At 54.4% G+C, this 16,538-nt stretch carries 13 protein-coding genes; 9 read left to right on the forward strand and 4 right to left on the reverse strand.

What is annotated here, in order from left to right; all coding sequences use genetic code 11:
* The first annotated feature begins 1 nt into the window (after position 1).
* The 4 genes from NYE24_RS24995 (at position 2) to NYE24_RS25010 (ending at position 3,401) form a co-directional block, all read left to right on the forward strand.
* On the forward strand, positions 2–694 hold the full coding sequence (locus tag NYE24_RS24995) for a response regulator transcription factor (RefSeq protein WP_076161792.1): 693 nt from the start codon (positions 2–4) through the stop codon (positions 692–694).
* A 94-nt stretch (positions 695–788) separates the two neighbouring features.
* Positions 789–1,712, forward strand: coding sequence for an ABC transporter ATP-binding protein (locus tag NYE24_RS25000; RefSeq protein WP_342476944.1), 924 nt, complete (start codon positions 789–791; stop codon positions 1,710–1,712).
* Positions 1,705–2,442 carry an ABC transporter permease gene (locus NYE24_RS25005; RefSeq protein ID WP_036702016.1) on the forward strand — a complete coding sequence of 246 codons (738 nt, stop codon included), beginning with the start codon at positions 1,705–1,707 and terminating at the stop codon, positions 2,440–2,442. Before NYE24_RS25000 ends, NYE24_RS25005 begins: the two co-directional genes overlap by 8 nt.
* 26 nt (positions 2,443–2,468) lie before the next feature.
* Positions 2,469–3,401 (forward strand): HAMP domain-containing sensor histidine kinase, encoded by a 933-nt coding sequence (locus NYE24_RS25010; RefSeq protein WP_036702018.1) that lies wholly within the window; start codon positions 2,469–2,471, stop codon positions 3,399–3,401.
* Positions 3,402–3,744: 343 nt separating this feature from the next.
* Here the strand turns inward: NYE24_RS25010 and NYE24_RS25015 are convergent, their stop codons facing one another.
* Complete coding sequence (locus tag NYE24_RS25015; protein ID WP_051494108.1) at positions 3,745–4,095, reverse strand: nuclear transport factor 2 family protein; 351 nt, start codon at positions 4,093–4,095, stop codon at positions 3,745–3,747.
* A 161-nt stretch (positions 4,096–4,256) separates the two neighbouring features.
* The gene (locus NYE24_RS25020; protein ID WP_342476945.1) at positions 4,257–5,174 is read right to left on the reverse strand and encodes an AraC family transcriptional regulator; all 918 of its coding nucleotides are present in this window, start codon (positions 5,172–5,174) and stop codon (positions 4,257–4,259) included.
* Between the two features lie 126 nt (positions 5,175–5,300).
* Between NYE24_RS25020 and yicI the strand changes: the two genes are divergently transcribed.
* The 3 genes from yicI (at position 5,301) to NYE24_RS25035 (ending at position 10,938) form a co-directional block, all read left to right on the forward strand.
* Complete coding sequence (yicI, locus tag NYE24_RS25025; RefSeq protein ID WP_342476946.1) at positions 5,301–7,622, forward strand: alpha-xylosidase; 2,322 nt, start codon at positions 5,301–5,303, stop codon at positions 7,620–7,622.
* Between the two features lie 572 nt (positions 7,623–8,194).
* Positions 8,195–9,370, forward strand: coding sequence for an SGNH/GDSL hydrolase family protein (locus NYE24_RS25030; RefSeq protein WP_342476947.1), 1,176 nt, complete (start codon positions 8,195–8,197; stop codon positions 9,368–9,370).
* 335 nt (positions 9,371–9,705) lie between these two features.
* A complete protein-coding gene (locus tag NYE24_RS25035; RefSeq protein ID WP_342476948.1) occupies positions 9,706–10,938 on the forward strand; it encodes an IS110 family transposase in 1,233 nt (410 codons plus the stop codon).
* Positions 10,939–11,114: 176 nt separating this feature from the next.
* Here NYE24_RS25035 and NYE24_RS25040 read toward each other — a convergent pair whose 3' ends face one another.
* Positions 11,115–12,827: a helix-turn-helix domain-containing protein gene (locus NYE24_RS25040; protein WP_076156966.1), complete on the reverse strand. Its 1,713-nt coding sequence runs from the start codon at positions 12,825–12,827 to the stop codon at positions 11,115–11,117.
* Entirely contained in the window at positions 12,824–14,662 is a 1,839-nt protein-coding gene (locus tag NYE24_RS25045) for a histidine kinase (protein ID WP_342476949.1), read from the reverse strand. Before NYE24_RS25045 ends, NYE24_RS25040 begins: the two co-directional genes overlap by 4 nt.
* 133 nt (positions 14,663–14,795) lie before the next feature.
* On the opposite strand from NYE24_RS25045, the gene NYE24_RS25050 reads away from it, so the two are divergent.
* Complete coding sequence (locus tag NYE24_RS25050) at positions 14,796–15,677, forward strand: sugar ABC transporter permease (RefSeq protein WP_036701340.1); 882 nt, start codon at positions 14,796–14,798, stop codon at positions 15,675–15,677.
* Entirely contained in the window at positions 15,677–16,510 is an 834-nt protein-coding gene (locus tag NYE24_RS25055) for a carbohydrate ABC transporter permease (RefSeq protein WP_036701338.1), read from the forward strand. The genes NYE24_RS25050 and NYE24_RS25055 overlap by 1 nt, the downstream gene beginning before the upstream one ends.
* Positions 16,511–16,538: the final 28 nt, after the last annotated feature.

The raw sequence follows: 16,538 nt of genomic DNA on the forward strand, positions 1-16,538 counted from the left end.
AGTGAACCACGCTAATCTCAACGTACTTGTGGTCGAGGATGATGCCGATATTAACCGCCTGCTGTGCCGTATGCTGACAGGTGAAGGACTGACGGCTGTGCCTGCATATTCAGGGAGCGAAGCCTCCCTCCGAATGTCGCTTGAAGACTACCAGTTAATCCTGCTGGACCTGATGCTGCCGGGCATGAGCGGTGAATCTCTGATTGCACAGATCCGTGAGCAGTCAACCGTACCCATCATTGTAATCTCGGCCAAAAGCACGCTGGAGGACAAGGTGAGTCTGCTGCGTCTGGGAGCGGATGACTACATTACTAAGCCCTTTGACCAGGAGGAGGTGCTGGCCAGAGTGTACGCGCAGCTCCGCCGGCTGCAATATGCGCCTGCCGCAGGTTCTGAGGGACAGATGCTTAAGGTACGCGGGCTGGTCATGGACAAGCAGCGGCGGGAGGTTATGCTGGACGGCCAGGTCCTGGCTTTAACCAAATACGAATTTGAACTGCTGGCGGTGCTGATGTCGAGGCCGGAGCATATCTTCTCCAAAAGCGAGCTGTACCGGCAAATCTGGGGCGGCACCTACCTGGGAGACGATAACACCATTAATGTACATATCAGCAATCTGCGGGCCAAACTGGCTGCAATCACGGAAGAAGAGTATATCCGCACGATTTGGGGCATCGGGTTCAAGCTGGTCTAGGGGATTTCTTTACACTTTCTTAAGACTTTGCTTAAAGCTTATTAAAAGTGTTCTTTATACAATGGAATTATCAAACGGCAAGGGAGTCTTAACGATGATGCATTGTATATTGGAGATTAAGGCGCTCAGTAAGACCTATCAGGATTCTTCCGCACTCCGGGATATTAACCTGCAGGTTGAGTCAGGGGATATCGTAGCACTGATCGGTAAAAATGGCGCAGGCAAAACCACGCTGTTCAAATGTATTACAGAGCAGGTGTTTCCAACAAAAGGCGCGATTGCGCTCTACGGACACCGGGATGACGCCGGTCTGCGGAAGGGACGCCGGAGCATCGGGGCGATGATTGAAGAGCCGGCGTTCTTCCCGGACTTCACAGCCAGGCAGAACCTGGAGTATTTCCGCCTGCAGAGGGGGCTGGCTGGCAAGGATTCCATTGAGCAGGCGCTTAAGGATGTCAATCTGCTTCATGCCGCAAACAAGAAATTCAAAGCCTTCTCCCTCGGAATGAAACAGCGGCTGGGACTCGCGCTTGCACTGATGACCCGCCCCGAGCTGCTGATTCTGGATGAACCGACCAATGGCCTTGACCCGGAGGGAAAGGCGGAGATCCGCCAGCTCCTGCAGACGCTGAATGAAGAGAAAAGGATCACGATCCTCATCTCAAGTCACGTATTGTCTGAGCTGCAGAGTGTGGCTACCCGTTATATTTTCATGGACCAGGGGCGGATTGTGGAGCAATTGACGGCAGAAGAACTGCTGCAGAAGACCAGAAGAAATGTAGAGATCGTGGTGGATGACAGCGGCAAAGCGTCTACCGTTCTGGAGAAGCATTTCCCGGGCATCCCTTACCGGATTCTGCCGGGACACCGGATTGTGCTCTCTGGTGGTATGGATAAGACCGATCAGCTCAACCGGGTGCTTCATGCCCAGGGCGTCAGCGTGTATTCCATTGCGGCCACCGGCGGGGATCTGGAAGAATACTACCTGGGTCTGCTGGGAGGTGAGCGTCATGCTTAATCTGATGAAAAGTGAGCAGTACCGTTTTGTCCGCACCAAGAGCTATTATTATTACGGGTTGCTCTGTGCGGTGTTAATGGTCGCTGCCGCTATAACTCTCAAGGTCTTTCATCAGTCTGTGCCGGATTTCCCCTATGGGAATGAGCGCTTCTTCTACCGCAATGTGCTGTCAATGATGCCGGTGATCTTCGCATTGCTGACTATTTTCACCGGAATCCTGATGGGAGATCACAAGCATGTGCTCAAAAATACCGTAGCCTACGGCTTCAGCAGACGCTCGATTTACACCGTCAAGCTGCTGGTTACACTGGCCGGCTTCCTGCTGTTCGCGCTCGTTCTGGTCGGGATATCGGTCCTGCTCGGTTCAAGGCTGCTGCTGCGCAGCTATGAATATGCGCTTACGGAATACTGCCAGATGCTGCTTGGTCTGCTGCCTATTATGATTGCCGGCGTAACCACCTACTTCTGTCTTACCGCTGTGATGAACAAGAATGCACAGATATCTACCGTGTTCCTGCTGATCTATTTCCTGCCCTATATGATTCTGAGCGCTCTGAAAGGCAGATTTACCTGGGCGGCCTGGCTCTACAGTCACAGCCCTGCTTATTATTTGTTCCATGCCTACGATGTGGCAACCTATCCTGCCTGGGAGCCGTGGGTTACAGGAATGGTGTTTACAGTGTTCTTTTATGTATTGGGATTGTATCTGTTCAGGAAGGAAGAGTTCTAACAGGTGCAGCTAAGGAGGGAAGACAAATGTATCTTGCTATAGCCATCATTGCCGCTCTGGCGGCTGTAGGGATATTGCTTGTGTATCTACTGCAGCGGCAGAGCATGATTCAAGTGCGGCGGCAATTGACGGAGTGGGAGTCGTCTTCCCTGCAGCACCTGCATGTCAAGCTGCCTCTGCCCGGGAAGGAGATGGAGAAGCTCATCGTGGCCCTTAACCGGCTGCTGGATCAGCGCCAGAGAGAGCGGGTGATCCACCAGTCGAGAGAGCGCGCCGTGAAGGAAGAGATTGCCAATCTGTCCCATGATCTGCGGACTCCGCTTACGTCCATGCATGGATATGCCTATCTGCTGAAAGATCCCCTTGCCTCCGAGGCCGAGCGGCAGCAGTATATGGAGATCATCATGCATAAAATGGCGGTCATGAACAATATTGTGGAATCATTCTATGAATTATCCAGTATGGACTCGGGGGACTCTCCCTTGGACAGCCAGCCGGTCTATCTCTACAGTCTACTGAGCGAAGTGATTCTGGCGTTTCATCCGGACCTTACGCAGAAGGGCATTGAGGTGCAGCTTCATCTGGATGAGAACGTCAAGACGATTTCCCTGGATGAAAAAGCCATGATCCGCATTTTCTCCAATGTGCTCCAGAATGTGCTCCGTTACGGCAAGAACCGCTTAACCATCTCCCTGTTTACGGAACAGCAGCAAGTGAAGCTGAAGTTCGTCAATGAAACGGAGCATATCCGTGAGCAGGATCTGCCGAGGCTGTTCGAGCGGACGTACACCAGCGATCCTTCGCGGTCGAGCGGTCAGCTCGGTCTCGGCTTAGCCATTGTGAAGCAATTGGTTGAGAAGCAGGGGGGCACGCTTGGCGCGGCGCTGGACGGCGGAGTGTTTCAATTATTCATAGCATTTGGGGAGGATTGTCTCATACCAAAGAAATCGCTCCTTTGAAAGGGCTGGGCGGGAGCCCAATCTTCCGAAGGAACGATTTCTTTTTTAAATATAAGAATTATACGTTCCACATGATAAATTATCCTTCTATTTCTCGCTGAAACGGTACCGTCCTCTAAAAGGACGGCAAAGCCGTTTCCACTTGCAGGAAATTAGGATGGAGGATCATGCTCCTTCATTTATCTCGAGGATGCTGGCGTGAGGGAGGGCGGGCCGAATGTATGTGGAAAACAGCATAGTGCTCGCACGCAGGCACACGTCCCGAATGTATATCAAAAACAGCATACATTCGGTGCTATCCCGTTCACCCGTTAGGGTGATTTTGTGCTGGATACATTAAAGCTTATTTTAGCGTGATGATCAGCTCGCTGATTTTGCCGCCTTGTACCTTGAATTCATGGGTGAACTGCTGCGGGGCGGGAACACGGTTCTTATTGAACTCCCCCTCCATCTCAGCGGTCACCGCAATGCGGCCCTGGATTTCTTCAATTTCCATAATAGTAAAGCGGACCTTAGCAGAGAAAAGCTCGGATTCACCCCAAGCCGCAATGGCTTCTGTGCCTTCGGCCGACTTCCCGTTATCCTTCACGGTAGCGCCGGGAGCGAACAATTCGATCAGAGCGTCGGGCTGGTATTGGTTTACTGCATTGTAGAAGTCCTGTACCTCAATTGGCAAGGTAACATGTTGATTCATGAATATCTGCCTCCTGTAAGTAGATTGGTGGGGGGACGGCATGTCCACCGGAATGAGCCATTAGGCCACCGCTGAAGCGGCAGGTGCCTGGTCATCCATACACTAACTTAAACGTATCCGGGCAACCGTAAGCAGGAAAAAGAAAGGGAGCGGGGTTCAGCCTACGGATAAAGCTGGTTCTGCCCGGCGAAGGGACTGGCGTCCTTGCGGAATTCTGAGGGCGAGCAGTTCATGAATTTGCGGAACACTTTGATGAAGTAGCTGACGTTGTCGAAGCCGACATCCATGGCAATATCGGAGATTTTGCGGTCCCCCTGCTTCAGCAGGGCTGCGGCCTGGCGGACCCGGTAGGAGTTAATGTAATCGACGGGCGTCTTGCGGGTCATGCTTTTGAAAAAACGGCAGAATTGCCCCTCGCTCATCGGAATCAGCCCCGACAGGTCACGGGTACGGATCGGCTCCTGGTAGTTGTCCTGGATATAGAGAATTACCCGTTTCAGGCGGTCAATCTTCGCGGGCTCCGTGCCTACGGACTGGCTGTGGTTGACGAAGCGCCCCGGCTGCGCAATCTGTGAGAGCATAATCAGCAGGGTTCCTTTCATAAAAGCTTCGAATCCGGGCATTTGTTGCTCATACGCGTTCATCATGCGGTTCAGATGCAGCAGCAGCTCCGCCTGCCAGGGAACAGAAGGGGTGAGGTGGCGCGGAAAGCTCTGGCGTTTCTCCTGAAGCGGCAAAATGACGCTCTGCTGGATGGTATCATATTGGGCGCTGGCCAGCAGGTCGGGGTGGAAGACAAGGGCGCAGAAGCGGCAGGGGGTCTCCGTAAGTGCGTGAGCGGCGTGGATATCCCCGGATTCAATGAACACAGCCTCACCGGGACGAAGCGTGAAATAGTCGCTGTCCACTTGAAACAGAATCTCGCCTTCCAGCAGCAGGAAGAACTCGGCTTCCTCATGCCAGTGGGTGTCCAGGACATGCGCTCCGGCGGGAAGGTCAATCCAGTAGGCAGCCAGGGGGAACATGACATCCCCGTGTTCGCGGTCTTCTTTGAGCAAGCGCTGCGAGGTGCGGTCCATTAGGGGCCTCCTTGTGAGATGACGTCAAAATAGTGTTATAAATGAGCTATATATTATTAGTTTTGAACTTTTATTATCGGTATAATGCAACTATATACACCAAATCGAAGGGTGGCAAGTGCACATATGAAATTTACAGACGGCTTATGGCTGGTACGTGACGGAATTACAATCAATGGTGCAGTGCAGAACTATGTGGTAGAAAAAACGGAGGAAGGCCTGACTGCCATCACGCAGACGACGCCCATCACGGGACGTTCGGCGACGCTCAACTCCACACTGCTGACGGTGAAATTCCATTCCCCGCTTCCGGGCGTGGTAGGCGTCAAGATTATTCATAACGACGGCGTGATTCCACGCGGACCTTCGTTCGAGCTGACTGAGGGAACCGGCGATCATGTGGAAATCGAGGAGACAGAGGCGCAGACGGTGCTGATCAGCGGCGGACTCCGCGTGGTCATCAACAAGGGCACACACTGGTCTGTGGACTTCTACCGCGGCGATGAGCGGATTACCGGTAGCGGTTACAAATCGATGGCCTACATCACGGATCAGGACGGCAACACCTTCATGCGTGAGGAGCTGGACTTAGGCGTTGGCGAATTCGTGTATGGTCTGGGCGAGCGATTTACAGCTTTTGTCAAAAACGGCCAGGTGGTCGATCTGTGGAACAAGGATGGCGGGACAAGCTCGGAGCAGGCCTACAAGAACGTTCCGTTCTATGTGACGAGCAAGGGATACGGTGTATTCGTGAACCAGCCGGAGCTGGTATCGTATGAGATTGCGTCTGAGAAGGTGAAGAAGGCCCAGTTCAGCGTAGCGGGCGAGAGTCTGGAATACTTCGTGATTGAAGGGCCGACGATTAAAGAGGTCATCACCAAATACACCTCCCTGACCGGCAAGCCTGCGCTGCCTCCGGCCTGGACCTTCGGTCTGTGGCTGACGACTTCGTTCACTACAGACTACGATGAAGCTACGGTGAACTCCTTCGTGGAAGGGATGGCGGAGCGCGATCTGCCGCTGCATGTATTCCACTTCGACTGCTTCTGGATGCGCGAATATCAATGGACGGATTTCCAGTGGGATTCCCGTGTGTTCCCGGACCCGGTGGGTATGCTGAAGCGCCTGCACGACAAGGGGCTGAAGATCTGCGTCTGGATCAACTCCTATATCGGACAGCGCTCTCCGCTGTTTGAAGAAGGCCGCAAGAACGGTTATCTGCTCAAAAAAGCCAACGGCGACGTCTATCAGACCGACCTCTGGCAAGCAGGCATGGGACTGGTCGACTTCACGAACCCTGCGGCTTGTGAATGGTATGCCGGTTACCTGCGTGACCTGGTGGACATGGGCGTAGACAGCTTCAAGACGGACTTCGGCGAACGGATTCCGACGGATGTGGTCTACTTCGACGGCTCCGATCCATACAAGATGCATAACTACTATACCCAGTTGTATAACAAGGTTGTGTTTGAAGTGCTCGAAGAGAAGCTTGGCAAAAATGAAGCAGCTGTCTTCGCACGCTCCGCCACAGCCGGCGGGCAGCAGTTCCCGGTTCACTGGGGCGGCGACTGCTACGCTGACTATGAATCGATGGCAGAGAGCCTGCGCGGCGGCCTGTCGCTCGGCTTGTCCGGCTTCGGTTTCTGGAGCCATGACATCGGCGGATTTGAGAACACCGCTCCGGCGCATGTGTTCAAGCGCTGGCTGGCCTTTGGCCTGCTCTCCAGCCACAGCCGCCTGCACGGCAGCACCTCTTACCGTGTGCCTTGGGCGTACGACGACGAAGCTGTCGATGTCACCCGCTTCTTCACTAAGCTGAAGTGCAGCCTGATGCCATACCTGTATGATGTAGCCGGACAGGCGCATGAGCAGGGCTGGGCCTCAATGCGGGCGATGGTGATGGAGTTCCCGGAAGATCCGACCTGCGAGGTACTGGACCGCCAGTACATGCTGGGCGATTCCCTGCTGGTGGCTCCGATCTTCCAGGAGAACGGCGAAGTGAAGTACTACCTGCCAGCCGGACGCTGGACACACCTGTTGAACGGTGAGACCGTACAGGGCGGATCATGGCGCAAGGAGAAGCATGACTTCTTCAGCCTGCCGCTGTTTGTCCGTCAGAATTCCCTGCTTGCGCTCGGTAGCGAGGACAGCCGTCCGGATTATGATTTTGCCGACGGTGTGAAGTTCGGGCTGTACTCCCTGGAGGATGGTAAGTCTGCTGTTGCGACTGTGCGCGATATCCACGGCGCTCCTGAGCTGAAGGTTGAAGCGGTACGCAGCGGCAGCGCTGTAAAAGTAACTGCCGAAGGCAGCGGCAAAGCATTCACCCTGGCGGTGAAGGATCTTGGCGCTATCGCCTCCGTGGAAGGTGCGGAGCAGGTAGATGAGACAACAGTGAGCGTGGGCGCGGGCGAGAAGTCCGTATCGTTCACGATTACGTTGAAATAAGACAGCTATAGACTGAATTAACATACCTGCAAGACAGAATGAATACACCCGTACGCGGGCTTAGCATGTGGTGTGCCCTTAAGTAACCAAGCTCTCTGATGACAGGGGACATTCGTCTCCTGGATCGGGGAGCTTTTTGGGGATTGGCGGCGTTGGGGGGATTGTTGCTCGCTATGGCGCACAATGGGCTAAATGCTGCAAGAAGTGCAACATTCCCCTCAGCAGGAGCAGGGCTATAGCGAATTGTTGTCAAAAATGCAGCATTTCAGCTTCCCAGAGCGAATCAGCGGCGAAATTCCTGCATTTTGTGCAACATTGCACCGGAATAGCGGGTTTCACAGGCATCAGTGTTGCAGATAATGCAACAATAGTCGGGCAGGAGTGGGGGCAAAGTTTGGTCAAAGGCGAGCTACAGCCGGGAGGAAGCCGGGCAGAAGTTGGGCCAGTCGGTCGAAGTCGTGTCAAAGTTGGGCCAAGTTAGTGCCGAGTTAAGTTTCTGTACAGCACCAGCCGCCCTACCCACCACCCATCAGCCAGAGAAGCAACATCAGAATAAGAAGGAGTCGATGACTATGAGCAATATTGAGAACAGTCCAGCCGGAGTGTTGAGCCAGCCGGAGTTCGCCTCGGCCACCGCGCTGTCTACAACCGCCAATTATATTATGAACGCACCGGAGCCGTTCACCCATACGTACCGCACCTATATCCGGCTGCGGGAGAACGGCAAGCTGACGCTGAAGTTCTGGCACAGCAACGCGGTGGATTCCACCTGGGATCTGGGCGCGGACGCCGTAGCCAGTGAACCGGGCGGCAAGTGGAGCATCGAAGCGGCATATGTCGCCGATGGCGGAGCCGCGCCGGACGGCAGCATTGTGCCGGGCTCACAGGTGCCGGTTACCTTCGGCGGCGAACGGTCGCGGTGTGTGGAGCCAGGCGAGCAGTTCTGGAGCGACGAAGCGCTTCTGGAGCTGCCGGAGGGGCACATGTTGGCCTTCACTTGGACCTTGAACACGGCTGGTGCAGGAAAGTCATTCCCCTTCAATGTGGAGGGAATGCTGGTCTCCGGCTACGATGCACCGGGCAATTTGGCCGCTCAGGAATCTGCGGATGCGTTCAGTGAATCGGACAAGCTGCAGGTCCTCCCAAGCTTCCTAGGCTACAAGAAGGGCGTAACGAAGAAGCTGGTATTCCTGGGTGACTCTATCACGCAGGGGGTACGGACGGCCAAGGATCAATACACACACTGGACGGCAAGAATTGCGGAGGGGCTGGGCACAGAGTATGGAGTGTGGAATATCGGCTCCGGTTGGGGCCGGGCTTATGATGTAGCCACGGACGGGCCTTGGCTGCATAAGGCGCAGCAGGGCGATGAGGTGCTGATCGTGCTGGGTGTGAATGATCTTGATATCGGCCAGCGCTCGGCAGAGGAATTGCTGGAGGACCTGGCGTACATTATCTCCCGGATCAAGGAAGCTCAGCCGGAGGCGGCGGTTATTCTCAGCACAGTGCCACCTTTTAATTTCGAGGGGGGGCGGGAAACCTATTGGCGCAAAGTCAATGATTGCATTCGTACGAGCCCTCCGGCCGGAGTGGACCGCGTATTCGACATGGCCGCCGTGCTCTCTGTTGCGGCCCCCGCTGACCATAGAATTAAGCCGGAATACATGAGCGACGAGTTCGACCCGCATCCGAACGGTGCGGCGGGCAAGGCAGTGGCGGAGGCTTTTTTGGCGTGGTACAGAGGTTAGCGGAATTTACCAGCAAACGAACGCCAGCAATTAAAAGAGTGGAGTAACCGTGGCAAATGTATGCGAAAAACAGGCATGACAAGACAGAGGCCTTGTCACCCCCAGGAATGAAAATAAGCGGGTGGCATCCGTCGCAACCATTCTAAATGAGGCTGTAGTCGTCAACACTACATATACAAATCAAAGGGCGGAAACGGTTACTGGGATACACCCCGTGCGAAAAACCGTTCTATTGCGCTTTTCGAGCATCGCCTATTGTAGCCCCAAAAGTACGTGTATTAAATTACACTCACTCGAGCGCATGATTTGTAAACTGACGATGGAGGATGGTTGGAATGGATGCTGTACGTATGTGTTGCGCCGGTCTGGACGTGCACCAGGAAACCGTTGTGGCCTGCGTGTTGAAAGGACCGATCGAACAGAAACCACAATGTCACCTGAAAACCTTTGGGACGACAACCAAAGAATTGCTAGGCCTGCAAGATTGGCTGAGTGAACACGGCTGCCGGGAGGTGGTGATGGAGAGCACGGGCGTGTTATGGAAACCGGTATGGAACATCTTAGAGGGCAGTTGTGATCTGGTCTTGGCCAACGCCCAGCGGGTAAAGAATACGCCGGGTCGAAAAAGTGACATGCAAGATGCGCGCTGGTTAGCGCAATTGCACCGTTGCGGGCTCATTGAAGGCAGTATGGTGCCCGAACAGGACATTCGGGATTTGCGAGACTTGACCCGTTACCGGAGTAAGATGGTGCAGGCGGTGACGGCGGAGAAAAACCGCATTCACAAAATCCTGCAGGATGCCAACATCAAGCTAACCACCTTTATGTCCGATCTATATGGGGTTTCAGGGCGGGGCCTGCTCCAGAAGATCATGGACGGCGAGGTCATCGACGAAGGGACCGTTAAGAACCTGGTCAAAACCCGTTTAAAAAGGAAAGTTCCGCAGTTGCTAGACGCGCTCAATGGCAAGCTGCGCCGTCATCATCGCGAGATGATTCGAGACCACTGGGACCACTTGGTCTATTTGGAGAAAAGGATCACGGAACTGGAAGCTCGAATCGAGGCAAAGGCAGAACCGTACCTGGAGAAGATTGAACAAATTGACTCCATTCCAGGAATTGAGCGGACGTCTGCCGTGACCATCTTTGCCGAAGTGGGGCCGCATGTCGCGGAAATGTTCCCGAGTGATGCGCAGTTTGCTTCATGGGCGGGGGTGTGTCCAGGGAACAACGAAAGCGCTGGAAAGCGAAGAAAGTCAAAAACGATGCAAGGGAACAAGCATCTGAAAGGGGCCTTGTGTCAGGCGGCTTGGGCAAACTCTCGCTCCTCGAATCGGATCGGACAATTCTTTCGACGAATTCGTAAGAGACGAGGCGATAAAAAAGCAAACGTCGCCACCGCGCATTTGCTGATTCGAATCCTCCATGCCCTGATGCGGGAGAAGAGGTCATACCAAGAAATAGACGTCTCACTAGGCGATGAGACGTCCAAGAAAAACACGTTAGATAGGTACGTGAAATATATCCAGCAGTTAGGATATAGTGTTCAATTGAATCCTATCCCATAGTCTTCCCTTTTTCAAAAAAACGAAACGTTTTTTTGGGGCGGTGGGTCTTTTTTTGTCAAAAACCCAGTCTGCGGCGCATTTTCCGATATTTTTATTTTCGTATTAAACCGAATACAACAAGGCAATCAGTTAATCAGCACCCAGTAATCAGTATTCATCCACCACCCAGACGGAGCTTAATGCTCCGCCTGATCCCGGTAGTCCTTAGGCGAATGGCCGGTGTGCTTTTTGAAGACTTTGCTGAAGTATTTGACGTCGTGGAAGCCGACCATTTCTGAGATCTGGGCCAGCTTGAGGCCTGGATTCTGCATCAGCAGCTTGGCCTTCTCGATGCGGACGCTGACGATGTAGTCGGAGAAGTTGATGCCGTATTCCTGCTTGAACCGGCGTGAGACATACTCGCGGCTGACCTGGAATTTGCCCGCCACCTCCTGAAGGGAGAGATCTGACGGGTAATTCTGCTCGATGTATTTTACGATCTCCGTCATCGGGTTCCGCTCTTTCTGCTGTCTGTCCGTGAGCGCCCGGGATAACTGCTGCATGAAGGCAAGGGACCAGTCGCGCCAGGCGAACAGGGAGAAGGAATAGCCGCTGGGCTGCGGAGAGGGGTACTGCTGGTCCCCTTGCTCAAGCTCAGCCAGCACGTTAGCAGCCTGGCTGCCAAGTGCTTCCCGGACCAGACGGGAGCGCATCAGCAGCGCATCGGCCTTCCAGTCGTTCAGCATCTGCGGCGTAACCACTCCCCGGCGGCTAAGCTCCTGGGTCCAATGCTGCGCCGCTGCGCTTAGGGCTTCGGGCGTCCCGCTGATGACCGCCATCCGCCAGTCCTCCTGAACATCGGCGAAGCTCAGCGGGACTGCGTTCTCCCGCTTATCGCGCTGCTTTCCGCCGAGCATCGCCCCCGGCCCCGCGTCCGTTCCCGTGCCAGTCACCCCACCAGACAACGCCCCCGCATCCCGGCTGCTTTCAGATCCCGCAAAATGGCAGTAATCCTCATGCCTAAGCAGATTCCGCCGCAGCAGGGCTTCGGCGGCTTCGGCACGTCCTGCCGGCAGATGCGCGGGGAAGGCGCCCGGCGTGCTGATTCCGAAATGCATGCGGAATTGCAGCGTCAGGAAGATGCCCTGATTCATCCGGCTGATCAGCGAAGTGACGGATTCATGCGGCTCCCAGAGCAGAATGGCAATCTCCGGCGGCCCGCCCCAATAGCGGAACGCTATGCCCGTGCCCTGCTGCAGAAATTCGTTGCAGATGTTCACGATGGCGTAGTAGAGCAGCTCGCTGTCACCGCCGAAGCGCCGCAGCAGCGGATTGTTGCCGCTGTCCGTCTGCACAAGGAGCAGGCGCGAAATCTTACTGTCCGGCGGGATGATGCCGTCATGGATCAGACGGCGCAGCGAGGCCTCGGCATTCACCCGGTCATCGATCAATGCGGACAGCAGCTTCTCCCCGAAGATCGGCTTGATCTCATTCAGCCGGAGGCTCTGGTGCTGGCGGTGGCTGCGTTCCGCTTCCTCGGCCCTCCAGGCGGTTACCGCCTTGGATACCGCGCTGTTAATCATATCCGGCTCAATCGGCTTCAGGATATAATCGATGCCGCCATGGCGGACGGTCTGGCGGACGAAGTCGAAGTCATTATGCCCGCTGACCACAATGAACTTGGTACTGCCTGCGAATTCATCCACCCAGGTCATCAGCTCCAGGCCGCTCCCGGACTCCATCATCATATCCATAATGACCAGCGCAGGCTTCTCCTGGCGGATTAGACCGATGGCCTCATTGCCGTTCCCGGCCTCCAGAATTTCCTCAATCTGATGAGCATCCCAGTCCACCAGCAGGCGGACTGCCTTCCGGACTCTTGCTTCGTCATCTACAATCAGTGCCTTCATATCCGTTCACTCTCCACTACGATATCGATTTCCAGGCGGATGATTACCCCGCCTGCCTTCAGATTATCCACGGTCAGCAGGGCATTATCCCCGCAGACCAGCCGCAGCCTGCCCAGCACATTGCCGAGGCCGATGCCCGCGCCCGGAGCATCGCGTCTGATAGGGCTGTTCTGTCCGGCGTTCTGCAGCAGCTCCCGTTCTTCAGCGGTGCTGGACTGCTCCAGCTCCTTGCGCAGCGCTTCCAGCCGGCCTGCCGGAATGGGGAGGCCATTGTTGGCGATGCTGATCTCCATCCGCTCCGGGGTTACCCCGGCCACGTTAATCTCAATATATCCGTCCTGCCGGTCAAGCTGGAAGCCGTGCTTGAAGTAATTCTCCACAATCGGCTGAAGGATCATTTTGGGCATCAGCGCCTGAAGCAGCGGCTCCTCCACTTCACAACTGAAGCTGAACTTGTTCTCAAAACGCTCCTTCTGCAGCTGGATATACGCTTTGACATGGTCCAGCTCATTCTGGACCGTCACCACCTTCTCATCATTGTACATGCTGTAGCGCATCATTTTGGCCAGAGCCGAGAGCAGGCCATAGATCTGCGGCACCTTCAGCTCCAGAGCCAGCGTACCGATAATCTGGAGAGTGTTGTTCAGAAAATGCGGGTTAATCTGGGACTGGAGCGCCCTCAGCTCATTGGTCCGGCTCGCCAGCTCCAGCCTGTACTCCCGCAGGATCAGATTGTTGATCGTGTCCATCATACTGCGGAAATGCTCGGTGACCACACCGATCTCGTCGTTGCCTGCCGGGCGGATCTCAATGTTGAGATTACCGGTCTGGACCTGATTCATATACCGGGTCAGCTGCTTGATCGGCGCGGTAATCCGGAAAGCGACGAGGATCGTCAGAACAATGATCGTCACCAGCAGCAGCGCCAGCAGCAGCAGGTTGATCGCGGCGGCCTCCTTGGCTTCGCGGAACAGGTAGGAGACAGGAATTTGCTTGACAAGCGTCCAGCCGAGGCCGATGCTGTCGATTTTTTGATAGATAAATACGGAGCTGTCCTGTTCAAAATAACCCTGCCGCTGCGTGCTGTCCGCAATCTGATTGTTATACCAATCGGCATTCAGCGGTTTGCCGAGCAGCCCGGTAGTCTGGCTGTAGACTAGCCTGCCGCTGCTGTCCACCAGGTAGAGATTCTCCTGATCCTGCTCGTACAGCTGGTCCACAATCTCACTGAGGGCAGCCAGCTTGACATCAATAGACAAATAGCCTAACGCCTGAGAGGTAGGGACACGCTCAATCCTGCGGTGCAGGGTAAAGACTGGCTCCGGTATGAACTGTGTTAACGGTAGCCTCAGCCCGTAAGCATTGCTCAGATGCGTACTCTGCACGCTTACCGGAGAGCTTCCGCTCAGACTGGACTGGTGGTAGGGTGCAGCAGCCAGCCAGCGCTTGGGTGTTGTGTTGTCGGTAATCAGCGTAGCCTTCGAGTCTTTCACACTGTATAAGTACACCTGTGAGAGGTGGGGCAGCGAGGTGGAGATATAGCTGAGCGAGTTATAGATGGCAATATCGGAGGACAGATCGTCGTACCCTGCTTCAAGCAGCCGGTAGAAATCGCCGTCCGAATACACGTTCAGCGACAGACGGTTGATCTCCTGCAGCAGACTGTTAATGTTTTTGTAGCCCTGATAGAGCAGATTCTTGTTCTCATCGACCGCCCGGTCCCGCAGCGACTTGGTGGTGTGGGAATAGCTGACATACATCGTAGCCATAATGCAGATTAAGGTGGGCATAAGCAGAAAGACGATCAGCTTCGTGCGGATACTGGTCCATTTCATGGGGCGGGTCACATCCAGGTCAATATTTTACACCCTAAAGATCACTTGCGTAGGTGTAAGAGGCTCTGCAAAAAACAGATAATATCTTTAGATCATAAACAAGTGAGTGAGTAAAAGAAAGGGGGGCCATAACATGCGCGGCAATAAATTGTCCCAATTCGGTCAGCAGGTATTTTTCGTTGGCCCGGCATTATTGTTTTTTACCTTGATCATGATTATTCCGTTTCTGATGGGGATGTACTACTCTTTCACGGACTGGAACGGCGTATCCGGTAATGTAAGCTGGGTCGGCTTTGAGAATTTTAAAAGTATTTTTACGAATGATCACGATTTCTGGTCATCCTTCTGGTTTACCGTGAGGTTCACCGTGCTGGGTGTGATCTTGACTAATGTAGTAGGCTTCTTCCTGGCCTATCTGTTGACCAAACCTTTGAAGACACGCAATATGCTCCGGACCATTTTTTTCATGCCGAATGTGATCGGGGGCCTGCTGCTCGGGTTCATCTGGCAGTTCATCTTCATCAAAGGCTTCGCCACTATGGGCGATCTTACCGGCCTGTCCTTCTTCAACCTTCCCTGGCTCGGGGATGCGACCACCGGCTTCTGGGCGATTGTCATGGTCTTCATCTGGCAGTCCTCCGGTTATCTGATGGTCATCTACATCGCTTCGCTCAGCAACGTCTCCAAAGAGGTGCTCGAAGCTGCCGAGATTGACGGCGCTTCCCGGATGCAGGTGTTGCGCAACATCATCCTTCCGCTGATTATGCCTGCGGTTACGATCGGACTGTTCCTGGCGATCTCCTGGTCCTTCAAGATGTTCGACCTCAACCTCTCGCTGACCAAAGGCGGGCCGTTCAAGTCTACGGAATCTGTAGCGATGAACATTTATAACGAAGCCTTCCTGAATAACCGTTATGGTCTGGGTACGGCAAAGGCGCTGTTGTTCTTCCTCATTGTAGCGCTGATCACTGTCATTCAGGTTCGTATAACGAAGAGTAAGGAGGTAGAAGCTTAATGAATGCCAAGACCAAAAGCAGATGGAATATCGGCATTGAAGTGATGATGATCCTTCTGGCGCTTCTGTTCCTCTCTCCGTTCTACTTCCTGCTGGCGAACTCGGTGAAATCCTTCGGCGAGATTCTGAGCGACGCGGCAAGCTGGCCGCAGACCTTCATGTGGTCGAACTATGCCAATGCCTGGAAGCTGGCCCGGTTCTCCGAGGCCTTCCGCAACTCGCTGATCATTACGATCATCAGTGTAGCGCTTATCTCGCTGTTCAGCGCGATGGCGGCGTACCGCATGGTGCGTGCCAATAACCGGTTCAACCAGATTCTGCTGCTGCTGATGGTAGCGGCGATGGTGGTTCCGTTCCAGACGATTATGATTCCGATCCTGAAGGTTGTGAACGTCCTGGGCGTGAATAACTCCTTCACAGGTCTCATTATCTCCCATCTGGGGCTCAGCATTCCGATGGCGATCTTCCTGTTCCACGGCTTCATCAAATCCGTGCCGCTGGAGATTGAAGAGGCGGCTACGGTGGATGGCTGTAACCCGATCTCGGCGTTCTTCCGGATTGTATTGCCTCTCTTGAAGCCGATGCTGATGACCATTATCGTGCTGAATGCGCTGGGGATCTGGAATGACTATCTGCTGCCGTCCCTGATTCTTCAGGCACCCGGTCTGCGGACGATTCCGCTGGCGACCTTCTCCTTCTTCGGCCAGTATACGAAGCAGTGGGATATGGCGCTTCCGGCACTGACCATCGGGATTGCCCCGATTGTTATCTTCTATCTGTTCATGCAGCGTTACATTGTTGAGGGAATAGCGGCTGGCTCGGTGAAGGGTTAATTCACCGGGCTCCCGTTCCACATAAGAA

This window comes from Paenibacillus sp. FSL H7-0350 (genome assembly GCF_038593195.1).
Taxonomy (GTDB): Bacteria; Bacillota; Bacilli; order Paenibacillales; family Paenibacillaceae; genus Paenibacillus_AQ.